Origin of the sequence: Hyphomonas sp. KY3, assembly GCF_017309975.1 — a bacterium.
Taxonomy (GTDB): Bacteria; Pseudomonadota; Alphaproteobacteria; order Caulobacterales; family Hyphomonadaceae; genus Hyphomonas.
Map to the genome: position 1 here is coordinate 2,616,042 of NZ_CP022271.1, position 23,375 is coordinate 2,639,416.

The 23,375-nt window shown below is 60.2% G+C and carries 21 protein-coding genes; 6 read left to right on the forward strand and 15 right to left on the reverse strand.

The features are described 5' to 3' along the window. Positions 1-107: 107 nt before the first annotated feature. A complete protein-coding gene (locus CFA77_RS12555) occupies positions 108-2,126 on the forward strand; it encodes a S9 family peptidase (RefSeq protein ID WP_206990989.1) in 2,019 nt (672 codons plus the stop codon). Positions 2,127-2,199: 73 nt separating this feature from the next. Here CFA77_RS12555 and glpK read toward each other — a convergent pair whose 3' ends face one another. The 4 genes from glpK to CFA77_RS12575 all read right to left on the reverse strand — a co-directional run bounded on the left by glpK (position 2,200) and on the right by CFA77_RS12575 (position 5,725). Next, positions 2,200-3,681, reverse strand: a complete 1,482-nt coding sequence (glpK, locus tag CFA77_RS12560; RefSeq protein ID WP_206990990.1) for a glycerol kinase GlpK — start codon at positions 3,679-3,681, stop codon at positions 2,200-2,202. A gap of 52 nt (positions 3,682-3,733) precedes the next feature. Further along, positions 3,734-4,201: a hypothetical protein gene (locus CFA77_RS12565; RefSeq protein WP_206990991.1), complete on the reverse strand. Its 468-nt coding sequence runs from the start codon at positions 4,199-4,201 to the stop codon at positions 3,734-3,736. Further along, the gene (locus tag CFA77_RS12570) at positions 4,189-4,608 is read right to left on the reverse strand and encodes a D-Ala-D-Ala carboxypeptidase family metallohydrolase (protein ID WP_206990992.1); all 420 of its coding nucleotides are present in this window, start codon (positions 4,606-4,608) and stop codon (positions 4,189-4,191) included. The genes CFA77_RS12565 and CFA77_RS12570 overlap by 13 nt, the downstream gene beginning before the upstream one ends. Before the next feature lie 121 nt (positions 4,609-4,729). Then, entirely contained in the window at positions 4,730-5,725 is a 996-nt protein-coding gene (locus tag CFA77_RS12575) for a nitronate monooxygenase family protein (RefSeq protein ID WP_034811240.1), read from the reverse strand. A gap of 174 nt (positions 5,726-5,899) precedes the next feature. Between CFA77_RS12575 and CFA77_RS12580 the strand changes: the two genes are divergently transcribed. After that, entirely contained in the window at positions 5,900-7,069 is a 1,170-nt protein-coding gene (locus tag CFA77_RS12580; protein WP_242517354.1) for a glycoside hydrolase family 43 protein, read from the forward strand. A 96-nt stretch (positions 7,070-7,165) separates the two neighbouring features. On the opposite strand, the gene CFA77_RS12585 is transcribed toward CFA77_RS12580, so the two are convergent. Next, positions 7,166-7,387: a hypothetical protein gene (locus CFA77_RS12585; RefSeq protein WP_034811238.1), complete on the reverse strand. Its 222-nt coding sequence runs from the start codon at positions 7,385-7,387 to the stop codon at positions 7,166-7,168. Between the two features lie 126 nt (positions 7,388-7,513). Between CFA77_RS12585 and CFA77_RS12590 the strand changes: the two genes are divergently transcribed. From CFA77_RS12590 to CFA77_RS12605, 4 genes are all read left to right on the forward strand, one after another. Next, positions 7,514-9,430 (forward strand): methylmalonyl-CoA mutase family protein, encoded by a 1,917-nt coding sequence (locus CFA77_RS12590; protein ID WP_206990993.1) that lies wholly within the window; start codon positions 7,514-7,516, stop codon positions 9,428-9,430. A 2-nt stretch (positions 9,431-9,432) separates the two neighbouring features. After that, a complete protein-coding gene (locus tag CFA77_RS12595; protein WP_206990994.1) occupies positions 9,433-9,864 on the forward strand; it encodes a hypothetical protein in 432 nt (143 codons plus the stop codon). Further along, positions 9,861-12,020 (forward strand): methylmalonyl-CoA mutase, encoded by a 2,160-nt coding sequence (scpA, locus tag CFA77_RS12600; protein ID WP_206990995.1) that lies wholly within the window; start codon positions 9,861-9,863, stop codon positions 12,018-12,020. Before CFA77_RS12595 ends, scpA begins: the two co-directional genes overlap by 4 nt. A 319-nt stretch (positions 12,021-12,339) precedes the next feature. Next, positions 12,340-12,660, forward strand: coding sequence for a YbjQ family protein (locus CFA77_RS12605; protein ID WP_206990996.1), 321 nt, complete (start codon positions 12,340-12,342; stop codon positions 12,658-12,660). Here the strand turns inward: CFA77_RS12605 and CFA77_RS12610 are convergent. The 10 genes from CFA77_RS12610 to CFA77_RS12655 form a co-directional block, all read right to left on the reverse strand. Beyond that, on the reverse strand, positions 12,657-13,052 hold the full coding sequence (locus tag CFA77_RS12610) for a GFA family protein (RefSeq protein ID WP_206990997.1): 396 nt from the start codon (positions 13,050-13,052) through the stop codon (positions 12,657-12,659). The genes CFA77_RS12605 and CFA77_RS12610 overlap by 4 nt on opposite strands. Positions 13,053-13,061: 9 nt before the next feature. Further along, on the reverse strand, positions 13,062-14,510 hold the full coding sequence (locus CFA77_RS12615) for an amidase (RefSeq protein ID WP_206990998.1): 1,449 nt from the start codon (positions 14,508-14,510) through the stop codon (positions 13,062-13,064). A gap of 53 nt (positions 14,511-14,563) precedes the next feature. Then, positions 14,564-15,004 carry a periplasmic heavy metal sensor gene (locus CFA77_RS12620; RefSeq protein ID WP_206990999.1) on the reverse strand — a complete coding sequence of 147 codons (441 nt, stop codon included), beginning with the start codon at positions 15,002-15,004 and terminating at the stop codon, positions 14,564-14,566. A 41-nt stretch (positions 15,005-15,045) separates the two neighbouring features. Further along, positions 15,046-15,489: a hypothetical protein gene (locus CFA77_RS12625; protein ID WP_206991000.1), complete on the reverse strand. Its 444-nt coding sequence runs from the start codon at positions 15,487-15,489 to the stop codon at positions 15,046-15,048. Further along, the gene (locus CFA77_RS12630) at positions 15,486-16,028 is read right to left on the reverse strand and encodes an RNA polymerase sigma factor (protein WP_206991001.1); all 543 of its coding nucleotides are present in this window, start codon (positions 16,026-16,028) and stop codon (positions 15,486-15,488) included. Before CFA77_RS12630 ends, CFA77_RS12625 begins: the two co-directional genes overlap by 4 nt. Positions 16,029-16,127: 99 nt before the next feature. Then, complete coding sequence (locus CFA77_RS12635) at positions 16,128-16,643, reverse strand: EF-hand domain-containing protein (RefSeq protein WP_034811216.1); 516 nt, start codon at positions 16,641-16,643, stop codon at positions 16,128-16,130. Between the two features lie 67 nt (positions 16,644-16,710). Beyond that, on the reverse strand, positions 16,711-19,374 hold the full coding sequence (locus tag CFA77_RS12640) for a bifunctional [glutamine synthetase] adenylyltransferase/[glutamine synthetase]-adenylyl-L-tyrosine phosphorylase (RefSeq protein ID WP_206991002.1): 2,664 nt from the start codon (positions 19,372-19,374) through the stop codon (positions 16,711-16,713). Between the two features lie 7 nt (positions 19,375-19,381). Further along, positions 19,382-20,782 carry a HAMP domain-containing sensor histidine kinase gene (locus tag CFA77_RS12645; protein WP_206991003.1) on the reverse strand — a complete coding sequence of 467 codons (1,401 nt, stop codon included), beginning with the start codon at positions 20,780-20,782 and terminating at the stop codon, positions 19,382-19,384. Positions 20,783-20,815: 33 nt separating this feature from the next. Then, positions 20,816-21,487 carry a response regulator transcription factor gene (locus CFA77_RS12650; RefSeq protein ID WP_034811982.1) on the reverse strand — a complete coding sequence of 224 codons (672 nt, stop codon included), beginning with the start codon at positions 21,485-21,487 and terminating at the stop codon, positions 20,816-20,818. Positions 21,488-21,523: 36 nt separating this feature from the next. Continuing rightward, on the reverse strand, positions 21,524-23,056 hold the full coding sequence (locus tag CFA77_RS12655; RefSeq protein ID WP_206991004.1) for a Do family serine endopeptidase: 1,533 nt from the start codon (positions 23,054-23,056) through the stop codon (positions 21,524-21,526). Between the last annotated feature and the right edge of the window lie 319 nt (positions 23,057-23,375).

The following is a 23,375-nucleotide window of genomic DNA, read 5'->3' on the forward strand; positions in this document are numbered from 1 at the left end:
CTCCCATAAGTTGCGGACGGGTTCTTGTCGCATAAGTGCATGACCGTGCTTGACGCTCCCCGCCCCGACTTAAATAGTAAACATAACCAATTCGGAGGAATACATTGATGCGCTATCGCATTTTGGCGGCTGGTATGATCAGTGCGCTTGCGGGATCATTGGCCGCACAGGCTGAACCGGTGACCGCAGAAGACTTCGCGAAATTCCCGTCGGTTTCCAGCGTCTCCATGTCACTTGAGGGTGACATGCTGGTCGGCGTGATTGCTGATCCCTCGAAGGATGGCGATGCGCGCGCAGCAGCCTATTGGGACCTGTCTGGCGAGATTGATACCACCAAGCCGCTCGTCCCTTCGAACATCACGCCTTCCAGCGGAAAGACCAAATTCTACGGGGCAAGCGCGCTGAAGAACAAGAAGTCCCTCTGGTTCACGGTCCAGCCCTATATCGGCGCCCTTGAAGGCTGTGGCGAAGGCAAGACAACCGGCTCGACCAAGAAATACCTTCAAAAGGTCTATATGGGGAACGAGCGCATCAAGAAGATTGATGACCTCCCGGATGGCCGCGCTGAAATTGGCGCAAACAAGATGTTGCTCCGCTGTTTCGAACTGGAAGGCGATACCGGCATTGCCTCACTGCTTCCGCTCGATCCAACCAAGATCGTCCTTCGCCGTACCTCCACGAAGAACGGAACAAGCTATTTCGAACATGATCTTTCGAATGGCCGCGAGAAATTCCTCTTCAAGGCAAGCGATACGCAGCAAATTGAAGTCAGCACCCGAACCGGTGAGCCTGTTGCACGGACGGAACTCGAATATGAAGATGGTGCCTGGCGCCAATATATCAGCTTGCTGGATAATGACGGCAATTTCCGGATAGAAGAGCCACTGACGACCGAAATTGCCAATCGCTTCAATATGGAAGTGCTCGGCAAGCAGAACGATACCGAAAACTACTTTGTCGCGACCGACAAGTTCGACGACAAGGTCGCGATCTATCTGTATGATGCGTCCACAGACTCGTTCAGTGACGATCCCGTATTCGCACATCCCGAGTTCAACGCCTCGGGCATGATCTTCTCTGATCGCGCGCAGGACTTCGGTGCCATTCTTGGATTTACCTACAGCGGCCCTGTTCAGGAAACCTATTGGCTCGATCCTGAGATGAAGAGCATTCAGGATGGTCTGGATGCGGCCTTCCCGGGCAAGAATGTGGCTATCAGCGACTATACGGCAGATCGCAATCGCGTCCTCTTTGCGGTCAGCGCCGCCGACATGCCGCCCGCTTACTTCCTGCTGGTCGACAAGTCCAAGGTCGCCGTCATCGGATCCCAGCGTCCGTGGATCGACGTAGAGGATCTCGGCAAGTCGAAGTTCGTCTACTATTCTGCACGCGACGGCCTGCAGATCCCTGCGATCATAACCCTGCCAGCCGGCTTTGAAGAAGGCCAGAAGGCCAAAGGCGCAATCATCGTGCCGCACGGTGGTCCCTGGGCCCGTGATAGCGCCGGGTTTGATTCGTCAGGCTGGACGCAATATTTCGCGAGCCGCGGATACATCATCATGCAGCCGCAATATCGAGGAAGTGATGGCTGGGGCCGTGCACTCTGGCGCGCTGGCGACGGCGAATGGGGCCAGAAGATGCAGGACGACAAGGATGATGGCGCAGCCTGGCTGGTCGAGAATGGCTATGTCGATGCCGACAAGATCGCCATTCATGGCTATTCCTATGGCGGGTTTGCAGCATTTGCGGCTTCCGTTCGTCCGAACAGCCCTTACCAGTGTGCCATTGCTGGGGCGGGCGTTTCGAACCTTGCAAAGCTCGGCAATGAATGGGGCGACAATCGCATCCAGCGCATTGTTCAGGGTGACACCGTCAAGGGCATGGACCCGATGAAGAACACGGACAAGATCAACATCCCGATCCTGATCTATCATGGTGACTACGATGTCCGCGTGCCGATCTTCCACAGCCGCGACTTCTACAATGCCATCAAGGACAAGCAGCCTGACAGCAAGTTTCTTGTCATGAAGCAGATGGGTCACCAGAGCGCCAAATGGTTGCCTGAGCACAAGGAACAGGTTCTGGAAGAAATCGAGACCTTCCTGACCAATACCTGCGGCATGTAAGTGATCGCAAACGACAAATGAGAAAAGGGCGGACCTCGTGTCCGCCCTTTTTTTGTTTTCGCTTGATAGACGCTCAGGCCAGCGTCTTGCGAAGCGCCGTCGCCCAGCCGCGTCGCAAACGGGCCGAAGCAGTCTTTTCCATTTTCGGTTCGAACCGGGTGCCGGGCACAGTGCGGCTGGCCCACGCGTCGGCAGCCAACCATCCAAGCTGCATAGCCGCCAGAGCTGCGGCCCCAAGCGCCGTCATCTCGCGATAGTCAGGCCGCAGGATCGGACGCTCGCAAATGTCGGCCGTGAACTGCATCAACCAGTCATTCGCCACCATGCCCCCATCGACACGCAGTTCCTTGATCGCAACGCCATCGGCTTCAAAAGCATCGAGCAAGTCACGCGTCTGATAGGCGACAGATTCCAGCCCCGCCCGCACCAGATGTTCGGCCTTGGTGGCGCGGGTAATGCCGCTGATCGTGCCGCGCGCATCGGCCGCCCAATGCGGAGCGCCAAGCCCGGTAAAGGCCGGGACGATATAGACCCCGCCATTGCCACTGAGCGCCGCCGCCACGTCCGCACTTTCGGCCGCATCCTCGATCAGGCGTAAATCGTCACGCAGCCATTGCACTATGGTTCCGGCATTGAAGATTGAGCCCTCCAGGGCCATCGCACCCCTGCCCGCCACTTCATAGCCGACCGTGCCCAACAAGCGATTTGCCGACTGCGGACGAATAGTACCGCAGTTAGCCACGAGAAACGCCCCGGTGCCATAGGTGATCTTGGCAGTACCGGGCTCCAGGCAAGCTTGCCCCACAAGCGCCGATTGCTGATCGCCCGCTGCGGACAGGATCGGCAGCGCCTTGCCGAAGAGGCTTTCCTCGCTGGTGCCGAAATCATCAGCATTCTGTCGAATCTGCGGCAACATGCTCATCGGCACACCCAGCGTGGCGCACATCTTTTCGCTCCAGCCTCCAGTATCTCCGAGCCCAAGCCGATAAAGCAATGTTCGCGACGCGTTGGTGACATCGGTGACGTGCGAATTGCCTCCGGTCAGTTTCCAGATCAGGAAGCTCTCTACGGTTCCGAAAGCCAGTTCGCCTGCTTCGGCGCGGGCTCGGGCACCCTCCACATTGTCGAGCACCCATCCAATCTTGGTACCGGAAAAATAGGGATCGATCAGCAGACCGGTCTCGTCCTGAACGGCGGCCTCATGACCCGCCTTGCGCAAAGCCTCGCACGTCTCGGCCGTGCGACGGTCCTGCCAGATGATTGCTGGCGCGATGGGTTTGCCCGTTGCGCGATCCCAGACCAGCGTCGTCTCACGCTGGTTGGTGATACCAATCCCGGCAATGCGGTCCACACCGCCTGCCTCGGCGATCGCCTTGCGGCAGACATCCACCGTCTTGTCCCAGATCTCCTCGCCGTCCTGCTCGACCCAACCATCATTCGGATAGGACAGCGGCACTTCCTGTTGTGCGAGCGCGACCTCATTCAGATCGCGGTCAAATACAATCGCTCGTGTGGAAGTGGTGCCCTCATCAATGACGAGAATATAGTCGCCCATGTCGCCTGCCCTTCAGTGTTTCCGGCAGGATGGACCGGCGCGATGCGGAACGTCAACGCGCCGTGCGCTGCGCTCCGCGATCGCCGAACCACCAGAGGGTGGCTGCCGTTGCGGCAAAGGTGGAAGTTTCCACAATCTTGACCTGTTCGGCCTCCGGCGAGGCCACAAAGACCAACCAGGTGATGAGCCACAGCAACAAGGTCAGCACGGGCCGGGTCAGGGCGCGCACCGCATTCACCCAGGCATAGCTGTCGCCAATCGCGGCCTCGGCCTGAAGGGAGGCGGCAAGCCCCGCCCAGCTGCCGCTGGTCTCGGCCAGCTGCTCCGCCGCCGCGTGCTCCTCGCGCCGGGCCTGCCTGTGCAACCTGATCAGCTCTGCCTCATGCTGCCAGCGCGCCCGCTCATGCGCTTGTGACTGGCGCTGCTCGAAATAGCCCGCCGCCCGACCGATCACCGTGCCGAGCAGGCCGAAGACGCCGCCCCCGGCCGCACTCGCCGCCAGTCCAACTATGTCTGCCATAGCGCACGGCTCCCCTTGTAGTACCAACGTGCCGGACGGGCCCGCCGATCCAGATGCAGGAAGCTTCGGCCAAGTCCGATTCCAGTGAACCCAAGCGATTCGGCTGCCGCCAGCAGTGCAAAACGGTCATGGCCATCCAGCGCGATATCAACCGCGATCTGTTTGTGCATGGAATGCTCAGCGCCACCCATTTTGGCATTCCAACCGCGACAGCGGTGGCCCGAATTGATGACGAGCGGACCGCCCACCGCCCCCCGCAGTTTTTCCAGCGCATCGAGGAATTCCGGATCGTGCCAGTACGCACCATCACAGAACTGGCCTCTGCATCTGCAGGCAAGTTCTCGCGGCGAAAAATGCGGCCAGCGCCAGCCAGTCGTATCGAACAGGGAGACAGAGCGTATCAACATGTCCCAAGGCTGACATGCCCACGGCCCTGCCGGATTCAGATCGCCGCGCAAGAGAAAATGCCCCTGAAATCACTGGGACTTCAGGGGCATTTTGAAATTTTCAGTCGGGGAGACGCCGAGCTTACTCCGCCGCGACAGGCGCTACTCCAAAGGCCTGGCGCTTGGCGAGCGCCGCGCGGGCCTCGTCATATTCCCGCACCAGCTTGTCCACGAACTCCTGAGTGGACATGCGCTTGTCAATTGCGCCAATGCCCTGACCACAGCCCCAGATGTCTTTCCACGCCTTGGCTTCCTGATTGCCGCCGGAGCCGAAATTCATCGCGCTCGGGTCGCTTTCCGGCAGATCATTCGGATCAAGCCCGGCCTTGGCGATGGATGGCGCGAGATAATTTCCGTGAACGCCGGTGAACAGGTTGGAATAGACAATATCTCCCGCCTTGGAGTCGACAATCATGTCCTTGTAACCGTCGACCGCATTGGCCTCGTCACAGGAGATGAAGGCCGAGCCGATATAGCCGAGGTCAGCGCCCAGCGCCTGTGCCGCCGCGACCGCGCCGCCATTGGCGATGGAGCCGGAAAGGGCCAGCGGGCCATCAAAGAACTGGCGGATTTCCTGAATCAGCGCGAAGGGCGAAAGCGTGCCGGCATGGCCGCCCGCACCGGTGCACACCGCGATCAGGCCATCTGCGCCCTTTTCCAGCGCCTTGTGCGCGAAGACGACATTGATGATGTCGTGCAGCACAATGCCGCCATAAGAGTGGATCGCGTCATTCACTTCCTGACGCGCGCCGAGCGAGGTGATCACGATCGGCACCTTGTGCTTCACGCACATCTCCACATCATGATCGAGACGGTTGTTCGTCTTGTGGACGATCTGGTTGACGGCGAAGGGTGCGGCCTTGCGGTCCGGGTTCTTCTCGTCCCATTCAGCCAGTTCCGTGGTGATCCGGTCCAGCCACTCGTCCAGCACTGGGCCCGGTCGCGCGTTCAGCGCCGGGAAGCTGCCGACGACGCCGGCCTTGCACTGGGCGATCACAAGCTCCGGATTGGAGATGATGAAAAGCGGCGATCCGATAACCGGGATGCGCAAATTCTGGAGAATGGGGGGTAGTGCCATGAGAAATTACCTCAAACGGAAAGGGACGCAGTTTACGTAAACGGAAACTAGCGTTTGATCTATGTTGGGCAAGGCGTGACGTTGCGGACACCTCTTGCCCAAAGCTGTGGTTCGGGCCAGACTGGCCAGCATCCAAGACAGTTTCAAAATAAAACATCCGAGGGAGAAAACGGAATGCGAAAAAACAGCCTTTTGAATGGTAGCGCTATCATGGTTGCCGCGGCTCTGGCCGCCTGCTCTGGCGATGCGCCCACGACGAGCGCCGAGACAGAAGTCGCTGCGCCGCCGGTCGAAACCGTTGAAGCCGAGCCAATTGAGTCCAAGTATTTGAACGAGCCGCTGGTCAGCGAGATCTTCACCGCAGACCCCAGTGTCCATGTCTGGGATGATGGCCGCATCTACGTGTATCCGAGCCATGATTATGATGCGGGCATCCCCGAAGACGATCTTGGCAGTCAGTATGCCATGCGCGACTATATCGTCCTGTCCATGGACGAAGTCGGCGGCGAGGTGACCATTCATGACGTCGCGCTGGATGTCGACGATGTAGCCTGGGCCGCCCAGCAGATGTGGGCCCCGGACGCAGCCCACAAGGATGGCAAATACTATCTCTATTTCCCGGCCAAGGATGCCGATGGCGTCTTCCATATTGGCGCAGCTGTCTCCGACAGTCCTACCGGGCCATTCACCGCAGAGCCCGAGCCAATCGAAGGCTCCTACTCCATGGATCCGACCGTCTATGAGGACACGGACGGCGAATACTACATGTATTTCGGCGGCATCTGGGGCGGGCAGCTGCAACGCTGGGCGACCGGCGAGTACAATGCCGACCCGAACCTCAACACGGACCTCGTCAATGATGACCCTCTGACCAGTGACGATGAAGCCGGCCAGCCTGACGATGTCGCGCTAATGCCGAAGATCGCCAAAATGGGCGAGGACATGGTTTCCTTCGCCGAAACGCCGAAGGACGTGATGATCCTCGACGAACATGGCGATCCGATCAAAGCCAAGGATCATGACCGCCGATTCTTCGAAGCCGCCTGGATGAACAAGATCGGCGACACCTACTACTTGTCCTATTCAACGGGCGATACTCACCTGATCGTATACGCGACGGGCGACAACCCGTACGGCCCGTTCACCTATCAGGGCGTGATCAACCAACCCGTGGAAGGCTGGACCAACCATCACTCGATCTTCGAGCACAATGGCAAATACTATCTTGCCTATCATGACGTTCAGCTGTCAGGGAAAAGCCATCTCCGCAATGTGAAGATCGCAGAGCTGACCCTTAATGAGGACGGCACGTTTGACCCTGTCGACCCAATGCCGGGCGAGTAACCGCGTCCAACCTCCTCAATGAAAAGCCGGTGCGGATTGCCCTGCACCGGCTTTTTTTGTTGGCGTGGAAAGAATTTCCGGCTGGCCAGGGATCCCTCAACCCCGGACCAGCCGGCCCTGCATCATGGCCAGCCAGCTTTGCTGGCGATGAAGCATGGATACGATGTCTTCTGAATCGCCGTCCTCGATGAGACGATCCATCCAGAAGCCGAGAATACGTGTGTGCGTTTCCATCCAGTCTCTCAACGCTTCGTGGCGCATCCCCTCAGGCATTTCTGTCTGGGCAGTGGCTGGAAACCTCAAGAGTTCGGCGGACATGACTCACTCCTCATTTGCGAATTGTTCTCATTCTCACGCTTTGTGTCATCCGAGTCAAGCGACCAAACGTCCCTGACCTTCAGTCACCAGTTCACAAGCCCCCCCAGTTCAGACTAAATCCCCGTCATGGCAGACGATCTCCTTCCCCTGAGCAGCGGGTTTCCCGACGCAACCGAAGCCGAATGGCTCGCAAGTGTCGACAAGGTCCTTAAGGGCCGCGGTATTGAGTCCATCACACGCAAGACCGTGGATGGCCTGGCAATTCACCCGCTTTACCGGGAAAGCGACTTTGATTCCGCGACCGACCCGCGCGGCACGCCGGGCAAGGCACCCTATCTACGCGGGGCTACGGCCGCACCGGACCGGTTCATGCCCTGGGATATCCGACAAGCCTTTGCCCATCCCTCGCCCGCGGCAACCCATGAAGAACTGCTGCGCGATCTTGAGCGCGGCGTCATGTCCGTCGAACTCAAACTCGACTGCACGGGCGCACACGGCATCCAGATCACGACCTTGGACGATCTGCGCACCGCACTGAAAGGCCTGCGCGCCGACATCGCCACCATCGCGCTGGATCATGGTGGTGGCTCGGGTGTCACGGCGGCAACGTTACTCGGCCTATGGGGACAGGAGCAGGACTCTCCTGCATGCCTGAAATTCGATTTCAACATGGATCCGCTCGGCTGCCTTGCGCGCACCGGCGTGCTCAAGGGCGGGCTCAACCCGGCCTTTGCGCGCCTGTCGGCGGCGGCCACCGGTCTTGGTGAAGCCTATCCCGAAGCGAGCCTGATCCGCATCGATGCGCGCATGGTGCATGAGGCCGGCGGCTCAGACGCGCAGGAACTCGCCGCGCTGATCGCCAGCGCCGTGGACACGCTGCGCCGGCTCGACAACCGCACGGACATTTCCGCGCTCATTCCGCGCATGAGTTTCGCGCTGGCCCTTGATGGCAATTACGGGCTCGGCGTCGCAAAACTGCGCGCGGCAAGGCGTCTCTGGGCACGCATTCTGGATGCGATGGATCAGCAAGCCGTTCCGATGCGTCTTCAGGCCGTTTCATCGGGTCGCATGCTGACGCGCTATGATGCGTGGACCAACATGCTGCGCAATACGGCGGCAGCCTTTGCAGGAGCCGTCGGCGGCGCAGACATCATGACGATCCGCCCCTTCAACGAGGCGCTCGGCATTCCGGAAGAGCTGGGCCGGCGCATCGCGCGCAACACCCAGATCATCGCCATGGAAGAAAGCCAGCTTGGCCGCGTGGCCGACCCGACCGGCGGCGCCTGGTTCACAGAAAGCTTTGCAGACGACCTCGCCGAAGCGGCGTGGAAAGAGTTCCAGACCATAGAAGCCGAAGGCGGCTATGCCGAGACGCTGGTTTCCGGCGCGTTTCAGAAACGTATCGCAGATGTGCGCGAGGCACGCGCCAAGGACATTGCGAAACGCAAGGTGCCGATCACGGGCGTCAGCGAGTTCCCGCTGCTCGACGAGATCACCGCGCCCATAGCCGACATGCCAACGGTCACGCCAAAGGATGGCGTTTCCGCTGAAGGCTTCGCCCATTTCGTGAAAGTGGACCTGCCCGCCGACGAGGCCGACGCCACCGCAGACGCTCTGCCGCGCATCCGTCTTGCCGAAGAGTATGAAGCCTTGCGCGATGCAGCGAGCGCTGCGCCCAAGCGGCCGACCATCTTCCTTGCCACGCTCGGCCCGATTGCCGAGCACAATGCGCGCGCGGATTTCGCGCGCAACCTCTTCGCCGCTGGTGGCCTTGAGGCGACGCAGCCGCCTGTGCCGCCGCAATCCCCGTCTGAAGCGGCCGCCGCGCTCAAGGCCTCCGGCAGCAAGATTGCCTGCATCTGCGGCGCCGATGCGCGCTATGAGGACGAAGCCGTCGAGACCGCCAAGGCGCTGAAAGCCGCAGGCGCGCTGCATGTCTGGCTGGCTGGCAAGTTCGAAGGCGACAGCATCGATTCCAACATCTTCATGGGCTGCGATGTGCTGCACACGCTGAAACTTGCCCACACAGAACTGGGGCTTTAGTAGTGAGCATACTCACGTACATGGACTTTCCCGATCTCAGCGCATCCGAGCGAAAGCGGATGGCTGAGGTTGAGGATCGTCTGCGGGGAGAATCAGGACGGCTGCCGTCGGACTCGGAACTCCGTCGGCGCGTCGAGTTTTTGGAGACATCCGGCGTGGCAATACAATCGCGCGACCGGATAGACCGGCGTTGGGCAATTGCGTTCCTCGTGCTCGCTACCCCCGCCGTCGTGATCACACACTATGACGCGTTCGGCATCGAACTGGCGCCTGTCACGGAAAACATCATCCTGGGTTCCGTGTTTGCACCACTCTTCGTCCTGGCCGCCTGGCATACAATCAAATTCAGAAAACTGCCAGTTTCGGCGAAAAATGCAGAACTGGAAATCAAGCTTATCAAGAATATCTTGAACAGAAGGGATCACGAAAGATGACCCAATTTCCTGACTTCACAAAACTCGACCTTGGCACGCCTCATGCGAAAGCCGCTGCGCCAAAGCTTGGCGAAGCCTGGGAGACCCCGGAAGGCGTCGAAGTAAAGACCGCCTATACCGCCGACGACCGCAAGGGGCTCGACTTCCTGGATGATTATCCGGGCCTTGCCCCATTCGGACGCGGCCCCTACCCGACCATGTACACGAACCAGCCCTGGACGGTTCGTCAGTATGCAGGCTTCTCGACCGCAGAAGACTCCAACGCCTTCTATCGCCGCAACCTCGCCGCCGGTCAGAAAGGCCTCTCCGTCGCCTTCGACCTGGCCACACACCGGGGTTATGATTCTGATCATGTCCGCGTGTCCGGGGATGTCGGCATGGCGGGCGTCGCCATCGACTCAATCTATGACATGCGCACCCTCTTCTCCGGCATTCCGCTGGACAAGATGTCTGTCTCCATGACGATGAATGGCGCGGTCCTGCCTATCCTCGCGCTCTACATCGTCGCCGCCGAGGAACAGGGCGTCGGCCCGGAAAAGCTCGCCGGAACCATTCAGAATGACATTCTGAAAGAGTTCATGGTACGGAACACCTACATCTATCCGCCCAAGCCGTCGATGCGGATCATTTCGGACATCTTCGCCTATACCTCGCAGAACATGCCGAAATTCAATTCGATCTCAATCTCCGGCTATCACATGCAGGAAGCGGGCGCCTCGGCAGACCTCGAGCTGGCCTACACGCTCGCCGACGGTATTGAATATATCCGCGCCGGGGTCGCCGCCGGGCTGGACGTCGACGCGTTTGCGCCGCGCCTGTCCTTCTTCTGGGCCATCGGCATGAACACTTTCATGGAAGTCGCCAAGATGCGGGCCGCCCGACTGCTCTGGGCGAAGCTCGTCAAGGAAGAGTTCAACCCGAAGAACCCAAAATCTCTCAGTCTGCGGACACATTCGCAGACCTCCGGCTGGTCCCTGACCGCGCAGGACGTCTACAACAATGTCATCCGCACCTGCCTTGAGGCCATTGCAGCCACAGGCGGCCAGACCCAGTCGCTGCACACGAACAGCTTCGATGAGGCCCTCGCCCTGCCAACCGACTTCTCCGCCCGGATCAGCCGCAACACGCAGCTTTTCCTGCAACAGGAAGGCGGCGCCTGCCAGACAATCGACATGTGGGGCGGCTCCTACTATGTCGAACGCCTGACGCACGACCTTGCCGAAAAGGCCCTCGCCCACATCGCCGAAGTCGAAAAGATGGGCGGCATGGCCAAGGCCATCGAGGAAGGCCTGCCCAAGCTGCGCATTGAAGAGGCCGCCGCCAATACGCAGGCCCGCATCGACAGCGGCACGCAGACCGTGGTCGGGGTGAACAAATTCCTTCTGGACGAGGAAGAAGACGTGCCTGTGCTGAAGGTGGACAATGCCGCCGTACGCCGCATGCAGCTGGACAAACTGGCTCGCCTGAAATCCGAACGCGACGAGGCAGAGGTCACTGCCAAGCTCGACGCGATTGCCAAGGCCGCCGCTGGCACCGAAGGCAATTTGCTCGCGCTGGCCGTGGATGCCGCCCGCGCCAAGGCGACTGTGGGCGAGATTTCCGAAGCCGTTGAGCGCAGCCAGGGCCGCCACCAGGCCGTCATCCGCTCCATCAAGGGCGTCTATGGCGGCGGCGTGAAGGGCGACGACAAGGCCGAGGCCGCTGCAACCCTCGCCTCGGCGTTCGAAAAGAAGCATGGCCGCAAGCCGAAGGTCTACATCGCCAAGATGGGCCAGGATGGGCATGACCGTGGACAGAAGGTTGTCGCCTCCGCTCTGATGGACCTCGGCTGGGATGTCGAGATCGGCCCGCTGTTCCAGACACCGGAAGAGGCCGCCGCCGATGCCCGCAAGGCCGGGGTCGACATTGTCGCCGCCTCCTCGCTCGCGGCGGGCCACCTCACGCTTGTGCCGGAACTGAAACGTGCGCTCGGCAATGAAGGCGCGGCGCACACGCAGATCATTGTCGGCGGCGTGATTCCGCCACAGGATTTCGATGCGCTCTACGCCGCCGGTGCTTCGGCCATCTTCCCACCGGGCACCGTCATCGCCGACAGCGCCATCAAGATGCTGGAAGTGCTGGACGGAGACGATGGATCGAAGACGGCGGCGGAATAGGAATTGGACCGGAAGCCAACAGCCGCGGAGGAAATCCTTGCGGATGTCGCTTCCGTTAGCTGTGTCCTGATCTTGGTGGCTGCGGCGAGTGCCGGTCTGCACGCATTTCTGCATCCTTTGGACAGCCGCCTAGCAGGGTTGTCGATCGTGCTTCTTTGGGGCGGCCTTTTTGCGCACAAATTTGCAGTTGCGCCCCGCCCCTCTGTCATCGAATTGTGCGCAAAACCAATCAAGGCGCTTTTTCTGAAAGGAAAAACCTCTTGAAAACCACTCGGCCCACCCCAGTTATTATTGATAAACAATAATAATGGAGCAAGACATGATCGTTTCCACCACTCCGACCCTGCAGGGCCATGAGATCACAGAATATCGCGGCATTGTCTGCGGCGAGGTCGTGATTGGCGCGCATCTTGGCAAGGACATCCTTGCCAGCTTCACCAATCTCGTTGGCGGCCGGTCCAATGCCTATGAGAGTACGCTGCGGGAAACCCGCGATGGCGCCATGGACGAGATGATCGAAGAAGCCCGCAAGCTCGGCGCGAATGCGATTGTCGGCGCGAAATTTGACTACACGGTCATCGGCCAGAATGGCTCCATGATGATGGTCGCCGTCTCCGGCACCGCCGTTACGGCTGGCTAGTCCTTCGACTTGTGGGCCAATGCTGCGGCATTGGCCTCCCAATTCTGACCATCGAACGCATTCACCGTCACGTCCAGCGCCTGCCAGTTATCGATACACCGCCATGTCACGGCAAACCCATCCTGGTTTGAGCGGGGCACATAGAAGCTCTTGATGCCGCATGTCCTGCAGAAGCGATGCTTCGCACCGCCTGTGTTGAAAGTGTATTCGGCAAGGTTCTCCGCCCCCTGAAGAAGGCGAAAGCGGCTGGCCGGCACGATCACGTGAATATTGCCGCTCATCGCGCAGATCGAGCAATTGCAGTCCTCGACCTCAAAGGCTGCCGGCAGGTCCACCTCAAACCGCACTGCGCCGCAATGGCATCCGCCCTGATGTGTCGTGAACTCGCTCATCTGGCCGCTCTACCCAACCCATACAGGTGGGAAACGGTCGACCCAAGGGTCGGCGCGCTCCAACTGTCCGGCGAGGGAGTACAGTAATTCTTCGCTGCCACAGCGCCCGCCAAACATCATGCCAAGCGGCAGCCCCTGCGGCGCAGTTTCGGTCGGGTCCGTCCAGTGCAGCGGCACCGACATGGCCGGTGCGCCGATCTGGTTGAACAATGGACAGAGCGGCGCAAAAGTCGACACGGCTGCATTCATTTGCTCGGGGGAGGCCGTCAGTGCGAGCACACCCAATTTCTCTGGCGGGCGGAACAGGGTTGGCGTCAGGATCAGGTCGAGCTTCTGATCATCCAGGAAGCGTTCAAAAGTGATTGCCGCCGCATTGAACAAATTGTTCGCACGCGCCAGCTCCATCATCGGTACGGTCCGACCCAGATTGGCCATCGCAAACGTAATCGGCTCCAGCTCGTCCTCGCGCACGTCGCAGCCGAGCATCACCGAGCGCGCATCAATCGCGGCGGCGACATTGGCGGAGATGGTGAACAGCGCCGCCTTGCCCAACTCCTCCCCGTTCAGTACAGGCGCGGCTTCAACCACAGTGTGGCCGAGGCTTTCCAGCAGATGCCCCGTTGCCGTCAGACCCTCGGCTGCTTCGGGGCTCAATTCGGTGCCATTCGGCGCGGTACGCCAAAGTGCGATCTTCAGCGGCACAGGGTCTCGCGACACGGCCTCCAGGAAGGAGCCCTCCGGAGTTGGTGCCACATAGCGGCTGCCAGTCTCGCGGCCATGTGAGGCGTCCAGCAAGGCCGCATTGTCACGCACCGTGCGGCTGACGGCGTGAACCGTAGACATACCGTTCCAGCCTTCAGTCTGAAGAGGCCCCATCGGCGTGCGCCCGCGCGACGGCTTCATGCCAAACAGACCGGTGCAGGCGGCTGGAATGCGGATTGAGCCCCCACCATCACTCGCCTGCGCCAATGGCACGACGCCTGCAGCGACAGCCGCCGATGCCCCGCCCGACGAGCCACCCGATGTGCGCGTCACATCCCACGGATTGCGCGTCTGGCCATAGAGCGTGGACTCGGTGGTTGTAGTCAGGCCGAATTCGGGACTGGTCGTCTGGCCGAACATGACGAGCCCCGCCTTGCGATAGCGTTCCGTCAGCACCGAATCCTGCGACGAGACATGCCCCTTCCAGCTGACTGACCCATTGGTCAGAGGCGCGCCATCGATCATCACGGCGAGATCCTTGGTGATGAAAGGCACGCCGGCAAACGGCCCGTCAGTGGGCAAGTCTGCCAGCTGGGCTTCGGCAAGGTCGGGATAAAGGCTGGAAAAGCAATTCAGTTCAGACTGCGCGGCATGGGCCCGCGACACTGCCTCGTCCAGCAATTCTTTTGAAGAGACTTCACCGGCGCGGACCAGTTCGGCCAACCCCATCGCATCAAACGCCGCATATTCCTTCATCCTGCCCTCCTGTTTCAAGGCAGTCTGGAGCGCCCGCGGTCAGAAGAAAACCCCTAGTCTTTGGGCGGGCGCGAATTCCGGCGATTGCGCCGGTCCCGTTCCGGCCCACGGGCCAGCATGTCGGCCATGGCACGGCGCTGCTCTGGGGGAAGCGCTTCGAGCCGGGCAATCATCGCCTTATGCGTGGCCGCATGAACCGACCCCTCCGCCGCGCGCAGATCGGCAAATGCCGCGCGGACGGCCTCCGCATCGAAAGGATCCGCCTTCAGCGCGTCTGCCAATTGCGCACGCACCGCATTGCGCGCATCGCGTTCTGTTCGGGATTCGCGATAGGATTCCCGCATCAGGCCAAACATAGCCCGGCGTGTTTCAGTATCTATGTCTTGGGCCAACCGGGGCCGCTCTTCACGATGGCCACGATCAGGTATATGGCGCACCAGCATGCCAACAACCAGCCCCAACAGGAGCAGGTTGAACAACAGGGAAATCGTCATCCAGAAAGAAATTCGGCGCGGCGCTCGGGCCGGGGTCTCATTCATTGCGTCGCCTCATCTTCCAGTACCAGTGTGTACGTATCAAATCCAAGCGCAGCATAAACTGCCGCTTCGGCCTGCTCGTCCTGCGTCGTGATCGGTTGGGCTACGCTCATACCGGCGAACACACCGACCGTCAGCGATGCCAACGCGCCTGCGGGAATCCAGACCGGCAACTTCCAGCCGGATTTGCGTGCAGGGGCCGCCTTTGGCGCAGACGCGATCAAGGCGTCGCGCAAACTCTCAGAGGTCACAACATCCGGGACCTCACCCAAAAGGGCATCAATCTCGCGGGCAGCGGCAATTGCAACAGAAAAATGTTCTGGATGCGCCTTCATGCGCGCACGGGCAGCCGCCCGCTCTTCCTCGGGAAACATGTGGGGATCGGCCCCATAGGTCTCGATCAGGGCCAGGATCCGGTCGTCTGAAATCAATTGTCCGCTCATGATGCGGCCCTCTCCAACAGGCTGTCGCGAAGCGTGCGTCGTGCACGTGCCAGCAAACTTTCCAGTGCCTCCACGCTGACATCCATGATGTCTGCGGCTTCGGCTTGAGAATGTCCCTGCAGGGCGCATAGCGTCAATGCTGCGGCCTGGCGTTCCGGCAAGTGGGAGATTGCATCTTCCACCGCACGGACCCGCTGGGACTGATCCAGCAATTCTGCCGGGGTCATGGCCGGATCAGTGCGCTCCGGCAGGTGTTCCATGGTCACTTCACGGCGCTTGCGCAGCCGATCGTAACAGAGATTCAGGGCAACCCGGTGCAGCCAGGTTGAGAATTTCGCACGCGGTTCCCATCCCGGCAGCGCCTTCCAGGCGCGGAGGAAGGTTTCCTGTGTCACGTCTTCAGCCTCTGAAGGGTCGCCGAGCATGCGCGTTGCCAAGGCAAGGACGCCGCTGCTGTAGCGGTCGACAAGGCTGGAGACAGCAGCGGGGTCGCCCGCTGCTGCTCGTGTGATCCGGTCGAGGTCTGAACTGAAAGCCAAGGCAGAGGACTTAACCGAAAACGGGCCGGAAGAACATCGTCATATCGCGGTAAATCACGTTGATACATCTCTGGCTTCCGGCCCATCGGGAGGTCGTCCTTATTCAGGCTGCGGGCCGTCGCCGCGCTTGTGCTTACCGCCGCGACGATCTTTCATCTTCGACTTCATGGCGTCCATTTCTTCCTTCGTCACAATGCCATCGCCATCGGCATCGACCTTGTCAAAGCCGGGACGTTCCTTGCTGGCAAACTCCTCGGCGCTGATCGTGCCGTTACCGTCAGTGTCCAGCTTCGCGAACATCTTGGCCTTGCGTTCCGCCATACGTTCAGCGCGCTTGGCTTCGTGATGCGCATCCAGTTCGGCTTGCGTCACGGCGCCATCGCCATTGGCGTCAACCTCTGCAAATCTCGCAGCGCGGTGCGCATCGATTTCTGCCTTGGAGAGGTCTCCATCGCCATTGGTATCGATTTCAGCAATCATGGCTTCCATATTGCCGCGTTGGCCGTGATGTCCCTTGCCGCGATGACCGTCGCCCGGTTGGGCAATGGCGATCATTGGCAGGGCCAGGGCCGCAATGGCGGCGATCGAAGCGGTTGCAATCGTAGTACGTTTCATTGAGAAAACTCCGTTTGTTTTACTCACCCATCGCGTATTGAACGGGTTGGCCCGGAGTTTCCGTCGCTCAAAGCTGAAGTTTTTTCACCGCCAGCATGTGAATCTTTGATTTCACTGAGGAAATTTCTGCCTCAAGCGCGTCGAATGTCTCCATATCCACCGATCGACAGAGCCTGTCCTTCAAGCCTTCCGGTATGTGCCCGCCCGCCATTTCGCTGCCGAGCGCCAATCTGTGAACCTGCTGGAGCGACTGAAGAAAGGTGACTCCCTCTTCAAGTAACGTCCTTTCCGCCTCCGGAAGCGACGAGCAGGAAATCGCCTCGCGCGTATTGGAACGGATCGCATCCGGTTCGCCACGCAACAGCATGTCGCGCTGAACGACAAACTCGGCATCCACCAGTCCGCCTTCGGCCGTCTTCAGGTCCCAAAGGCCTGTCCCCGGCTTCTCGCGATAGAGCCTCTGGCGCATGTCCGCCACGTCCTGTGAGATCGTACCATCCGTCTTGCCCGCGCGCGCGACGATAGCTTCGCAGGCGATCTTCATGATGCGATAGCAGAGCGCCTCGTCGCCCGTGACCGGTCGCAGGCGGGTCAGCGCCATATGCTCCCAGGTCCAGGCATCATGATTTTGGTAGCGCTCGAAAGCCGGCACGCTGACCGCAACGGGTCCGGCGCCGCCGGAAGGCCGCAATCGCATGTCGACTTCGTAAAGATCCCCCTCAGCTGTGGGAGCCGTCAAGGCCGTTATCAGGCGCTGCGTAAATCGCGTGTACCAGGTCTGCGCCACCATCGGGTCTGCGTCGTAGATCACGATAATGTCGAGATCGGACCCGGCCGTCAGTTCCCGCCCGCCCAGCTTACCCATGGCAAAGATGGCCCAACTGCCCGGCCGCGGACCATAGCGGTCCTCGGTTTCACACTCAGCGGCGCTGGCCATTTCCTGAATGGTCTCATCGGCAAGGTCTGACCAGTGCGCCCCGGCATCGCGCGCATTGATCAGGCCATGCAACAAGCGGTGCCCGATCAGGAAATTCTGTTCCCGGTGGTAGCGTCGCCACGCATCCAGCGCGCCATCGAAACTGACCGTGTCGTCAATCACCGGACGTGGCGGTTCCTGACGACTGACCAAGGCTTCCAACAGGTCGGGGCGGCGTGACAGAATCTGCGCGAGGCGTGGCGCGAGCGCGAGCGTGGATACAAGGTCATCCAGCAGGGTCTGCTCCGCCAACAGCATGGACAGCGTCTGCACGCCAGAGGACATCCCTTCGAAGAAACGCGAGAACCAGCGAAACGCCTCATCAGGCTCACCCGTCTTGCCCATCGCTTCCAGCATGCTTGGCAGCAAGGCTGTCAGCAGTTCCCGGCCCCGGGCCGTGCGCGTTGCTGGCACGCGCCCCCGATGCCAGGACCGGATCGACTCAATGGCCGCGCTTGGGTTGCTGAAGCCCAGCGAAGCAAGCGTTTCAATCGTCCCCGGATCATCATCAACACCCGTGAAGACAAGATTGCCAAGCGGACTGGCGTCCAGTGCCCGGTCTTCATGAGCAAACAAACCGTCATAGTGCGCCTGAACGCAGCGGCGTGTGGCCTGCAAGTCCCGGTCGAATGAGGCAAGATCGGCATAGCCACAAAGCATGGCCACGTCCTTGCGGTCATCTTCGCCCGCCGGGACGGTATGGGTCTGCTCGTCGCGGCGCATCTGGACCCTGTGCTCCAGATTGCGCAAGGCGAGATAGGCCGTCTCCAATTCCTCGGCCGTGTTGCGTTCGACCACACCTGCACCCGTTAGCGCGGCGAGCGCGCCGAGCGTGGAATTATCGCGCAGTTCCGACTGTCGCCCACCAAGGATCAATTGTTGCGTCTGGGCAAAGAATTCGATCTCGCGAATACCGCCCGGCCCCAGCTTCACATCCGGCGAGACGGTCTCGAAATCGGCGCGCCCTACTTTGCTGTTGATCATCCGCTTGATGGCCTGGATGTCGCCAATCGCCCAATAGTCGAGATTACGGCGCCAGACAAAAGGCTGCAGGATTTTCAGGAAACGGTCCGCACTCGCATGGTCTCCGGCGGTCGGACGCGCCTTGATCCAGACCATCCGCTCCCAGTTCTGACCCACACTCTCATAGTAAAGGTCCGCCATCTTCGTTGAGACCGCCAGGGGCGTCGACGACGGATCGGGCCGCAATCGAAGGTCGGTTCGGAACACATAACCGTCACCCGTCGCTTCCTGCATCATGCGGACGAGGTCCCGTGCGATACGCTGTGCGGTCTCCCCGGCGGAAAAGTCACCGTCCATGAACACACCCGGCTCATAGAACACGCAGATATCGATATCGCTGGAATAGTTCAGCTCATACGCGCCCATCTTGCCAAGGGCGACCGCGAAGATGCCCGCGCCGCCAAGCTCCCGTTTGGCGAGAGACGCACGCAATACTGCTTCAAGGCACTCTTCGGCAAACTCGCTGAGCGCGCGCGTCACACCCATCACCGGCAACACGCCGGCCAGGTCTTCTGCTGCGAGCGATAGATGCAGTTGCGCCTTGGCCTTGCGCATGGTTGCCATGACATCGGCTTCGGGCAAATCGGCTGGAATATCCCTGACGGCCTGCAAGGCATCGCGCCAATGCCCGCGCACGCCCGTCTCATGCAGGCGCCGCAAATAGGGCGCCGCTGGCAGAGCCCGCTCCAGCGCGGCTTCGGCGGTATCTGCGATTGGCAGGATCGTCAGCATACGGGCATCACACTCTCGGCAGGCGCAGCGTGGCCTTCAGACCCGGCATGTCCGGATCGCCGCCCGCATCACTCAGGATCAAACTGCCGCCATGCATGTCTGCCACGGAATCGACGAGCGCGAGACCAAGGCCGGATCCAGGCTGAGTGCGCGCCGAATCCATACGCTGGAAGCGCTGTACGACGAGTTCGCGCGAGTCCTCCGGGACACCGGGCCCGGAATCCACAACAGTCATATCGACGGTGCCATTCGGGCCGCGCGTAATGGAGAATGTGATGGCACCGCCTTCGGGCGTGTACTTCACGGCATTGTCGAGCAAGTTTGACAAGGCCTGACCCACAAGGTCACGATCCGCAAGAATGGTAAGGTTGCGAGAAATCTGGCTCTTGAAGGAAAGTCCCGCTTCCTCGCAGGCCGGGTCGAAGAGTTCGGCCAGTTCTTCGCCGAGTTCCGACACGTCCATCCGTACACGCTCGCCTTCCGCGCCCGCTTCCAACCGCGCAAGGCGGAGGATTGCGTTGAACGTGCCGAGCACCCGGTCCACCTCCTCGACCGTCACTTCCAGAGTAGCCTCGGCGCTTTCGCGTGACATCGGTTCGGACAGGGCGATCTCCAGTCGATTGCGAAGGCGCGAGAGCGGCGAGCGCAGGTCATGCGCAATTGCGTTCCCGGTATGGCGCGTAGAATCCACCAGCTTCTCGATCTGGTCGAGCATGGCATTCAGCCGGGACGCCAGCCGGTCGAATTCGTCGCCAGATCCGCGCACGGGTGCGCGCCTGCCCAATTCCCCGCCCATCACGGCCTCGGCCGTCCGCGCGAGTTCATCTGCCCGTCGCGCGGCTCCGCGCGAAATCAGGATTCCCCCCAGCAATGAGAAGACCAACCCGATGGGAGCGGCAATGAAGATTGCGCGCTGTATGCGCCCCACAATCGCCGTCTGCTGTTCGGTGTCAAATGCCACCAGCAAAGCACCACCATTGTCGCGCAGGCGCACGATACGACCTGCTGCCTGCCGCAGGATCTCGGTTCCGTCCGGCTCCTGCTGGCGGAACTCGAAATAAACGGTCTGCACGTCTGCTGCTGGCGGCGCCGTCGGCATCCGCCCGAAATGGCCCGCAATCTTTCGGCCCGAAGAGTCTTCAAGATAGTAGAAATAGGTAGAGCCGGTGCGCGTCATCCGCTCCAGAACGGACTGGCTGAGACGCTCCATTCCGCCTGTGAAATAGGCGTTTCCAAGCTGCTCGAATTCGAGATCCATCCGCCGCTCGCTCTCCGTGCGGATATAGTAGACCGTCGAATAATAGAGATAGACCAGCAACGCAGCCGAAAACGCCGCAAACATGGCGCTGTAGATCAGCGCCAGTTTGAACGTCGTCGTCTTCAGGAAGGTCGGCAGTGCGAGTCTCATGTGGTGCTAGGTGCCAGTCGCCTGCCCGGGCGTCTAGCCCTGCAGGCGATAGCCAGCCCCGCGCACCGTATGCAGAAGTGGCTCTTCGAATTCCTTGTCGATCTTCGCGCGCAGGCGCGAGATGTGGACGTCGATCACATTGGTCTGGGGGTCGAAATTATAATCCCACACCTTCTCCAGCAACATGGTACGCGTCACGACCTGTCCGGCATGGCGCATAAGATATTCCAGCAGACGGAACTCGCGCGGCTGGAGGTCAATCTTCTGCCCGGCCCGCGTCACTTTGCGGGTCAGCAGATTCATTTCAAGATCACCGGCTTTCAGGACCGTCACCTGTTGCTCCACCGGCAGGCGACGGCCGAGTGCCTCGACCCGTGCAGCAAGTTCGGCCGGAGCAAATGGCTTGGCGAGATAGTCATCCGCGCCAACCTTCAGCCCCTGCACCCGATTCTGGACATCGCCCAGAGCTGACAGGAAGAGGGTCGGCGTCTTGCCGCCCGCTTCCCGGTATTCCTTGACCAAGGTCAGGCCATCTTTTTCCGGCAGCATCCGGTCTACGACAAGCGCGTCGAATTCAGAGGCCCGCGCCATGGCCAGGCCGCTATCACCATCGGTTGCCATGTCGACGCGGTGGCCCGCCTCGACCAGAACCTTCTCGATGAAGCTGGCCATTTCGATGTCATCTTCAATTACGAGAACATGCATGGTGTCTTCCTGAACCGTATCAAGCATCGGAATCTCCTATTCGGCGTCCGACAGGTCAATGGTGCGATAATTCGTGATCTGGCCAATACGGACTGCGATCAGAATTTTCGTGCGCTTGGCGTTCTTGGCGTCGGTAATTGCCTTGCGGAAAGCTTCGACGGATGTGGCCGGCTTGTTGTTCACTTCCAGGATGACCATGCCTTCCTGAATGCCGGCCTCTTCCATGACGCCGTCCTTGGTGATGCCCGACACGAGCAGGCCATTTTCGCCTTCACGCAAGCCAAGACGGGTGCGCAATTCGTCGTCCATCTTCTCGAACGTCGCGCCAACTTCCTTCACTTCCTTGCCGGTATCCGGCGCCGTCGTGGCTGACGAAGAAAGCGCCGGTTCGACGATTGCATTCGGATTGCTCGGACGCTCGCCGACGGTGACATTTAGGGTCTGCTTCTTGCCGCCGCGAATAATCTCGAACTTGTTCTGCGTATTGGCGATCAGTTTGCCGACCAGCCGCGTCGTCGATGTGGCATCGGTGACCTTGTCGCCATTGACGGACAGGATGATGTCGCCACGTGCGAGGCCGCCTTTTTCTGCCGGGCTGCCATTGGTGACATCGGCAATGATTGCACCTTTGGCATCCTTGATGCCTTGGGCCTCGGCCATATCATCTGTCAGGTCCTGGATGGCAACACCCAGCCAGCCGCGTGAGACCTTGCCGTCCTTGATCAGGGACTTGGTCACTTCACTGGCGAGCTCTGCCGGAATCGCAAAGCCGATCCCGACAGAACCGCCCGTCGGCGAAAAGATCGCCGTGTTCACACCGATCACATTGCCATTGAGGTCAAAGGTGGGGCCACCGGAATTGCCCCGGTTGATGGAGGCATCGATCTGGAGGAAATCTGTATAGGGGCTGTCCGGGCCTATCTCGCGGCCATCGGCTGACAAGATGCCCGCAGTGGCAGTGCCGCCAAGTCCGAACGGATTGCCAAGCGCGACCACCCAGTCGCCCTTGCGCATAGTGTGGGAGTCGCCAAAGCTGACGAAGCGATACTCGCCCGGCTCTGTAACACGCAGTACAGCCAGATCCGTTTGCGCATCAGTGCCGACCAGTTCGGCGTCGAGCTCTGTCCCGTCCTTCAGGACGACCTGAATGGCCGTAGCGCCCTCAACCACGTGATTGTTCGTAACGATGTAGCCATCCTTGGAGATGAAGAAGCCCGACCCAAGCGAGCGACCCTCGCGCGTTTCCGGTTCTTCTTCCTCTTCCTGACGGCGCTGTTCCATGAACTCATCCAGGCCAGGCATGCCGCGAAATTGTTCGAAGAATTCCTGCATGTCAGCCATACGGCCGACTTCGCGCTCGGTGGTGACGTTGACGCTGACCACGGCAGGCTCAACTTGTTCGATCAAATCGGCAAAACTGAGCGGCGCGCCCCGTGGCGCTTCAATCTGGATCGGCTGGGCACCCGCCTCCGGGCTGAAGATCTGTGGGGCGAGGGAGAAAGAGCCTACCATCGCCACGCCCACCAGCGCAGCTACCATGGCCTGTCTCGATATGCCGATTGTCTTCATTCCTGTCTCCAAGTCACTGAAAAATTTGCCTGTATTGGGCATGTGGGCCAGCATAAGCCTGCCACAAGCATTGTGGTCATTAAAAGACAGTAAGGCGATTTTCACGCGCCGGTAAGAAAATTGCCCCTGATTTCTCCTGGCTTGACGCGACAACCTCCGGTCGACTTGCCCCAACAGTGTGAATCTGAAGGTAACTCTACAGAAAGCTGTTTTTTAATGAAGTTTACGCAAGTCCAGTCAAAAGTCCCTTGTAAGCCAAGTATTTTGCGCTCATTCTATTTGCGGAACAAGGCTATGGGGCTTCGAGCGAAGATCAGGA

Bases quoted from the DNA above. Each gene is read 5' to 3' on its own strand.
- CFA77_RS12590 (WP_206990993.1), top strand. From the start codon at position 7,514: ATGGCAGACGATCTCCTTCCCCTGAGCAGCGGGTTTCCCGACGCAACC.
- glpK (WP_206990990.1), bottom strand. From the start codon at position 3,681: ATGGGCGACTATATTCTCGTCATTGATGAGGGCACCACTTCCACACGA.
- CFA77_RS12580 (WP_242517354.1), top strand. From the start codon at position 5,900: ATGCGAAAAAACAGCCTTTTGAATGGTAGCGCTATCATGGTTGCCGCG.
- CFA77_RS12655 (WP_206991004.1), bottom strand. From the start codon at position 23,056: ATGAAGACAATCGGCATATCGAGACAGGCCATGGTAGCTGCGCTGGTG.
- CFA77_RS12650 (WP_034811982.1), bottom strand. From the start codon at position 21,487: ATGCATGTTCTCGTAATTGAAGATGACATCGAAATGGCCAGCTTCATC.
- CFA77_RS12620 (WP_206990999.1), bottom strand. From the start codon at position 15,004: ATGACGATTTCCCTGTTGTTCAACCTGCTCCTGTTGGGGCTGGTTGTT.
- CFA77_RS12625 (WP_206991000.1), bottom strand. From the start codon at position 15,489: ATGAGCGGACAATTGATTTCAGACGACCGGATCCTGGCCCTGATCGAG.
- CFA77_RS12585 (WP_034811238.1), bottom strand. From the start codon at position 7,387: ATGTCCGCCGAACTCTTGAGGTTTCCAGCCACTGCCCAGACAGAAATG.
- CFA77_RS12615 (WP_206990998.1), bottom strand. From the start codon at position 14,510: ATGAAGGAATATGCGGCGTTTGATGCGATGGGGTTGGCCGAACTGGTC.
- CFA77_RS12555 (WP_206990989.1), top strand. From the start codon at position 108: ATGCGCTATCGCATTTTGGCGGCTGGTATGATCAGTGCGCTTGCGGGA.
- CFA77_RS12640 (WP_206991002.1), bottom strand. From the start codon at position 19,374: ATGCTGACGATCCTGCCAATCGCAGATACCGCCGAAGCCGCGCTGGAG.
- CFA77_RS12635 (WP_034811216.1), bottom strand. From the start codon at position 16,643: ATGAAACGTACTACGATTGCAACCGCTTCGATCGCCGCCATTGCGGCC.
- CFA77_RS12565 (WP_206990991.1), bottom strand. From the start codon at position 4,201: ATGGCAGACATAGTTGGACTGGCGGCGAGTGCGGCCGGGGGCGGCGTC.
- CFA77_RS12610 (WP_206990997.1), bottom strand. From the start codon at position 13,052: ATGAGCGAGTTCACGACACATCAGGGCGGATGCCATTGCGGCGCAGTG.
- CFA77_RS12575 (WP_034811240.1), bottom strand. From the start codon at position 5,725: ATGGCACTACCCCCCATTCTCCAGAATTTGCGCATCCCGGTTATCGGA.
- CFA77_RS12645 (WP_206991003.1), bottom strand. From the start codon at position 20,782: ATGAGACTCGCACTGCCGACCTTCCTGAAGACGACGACGTTCAAACTG.
- scpA (WP_206990995.1), top strand. From the start codon at position 9,861: ATGACCCAATTTCCTGACTTCACAAAACTCGACCTTGGCACGCCTCAT.
- CFA77_RS12605 (WP_206990996.1), top strand. From the start codon at position 12,340: ATGATCGTTTCCACCACTCCGACCCTGCAGGGCCATGAGATCACAGAA.
- CFA77_RS12570 (WP_206990992.1), bottom strand. From the start codon at position 4,608: ATGTTGATACGCTCTGTCTCCCTGTTCGATACGACTGGCTGGCGCTGG.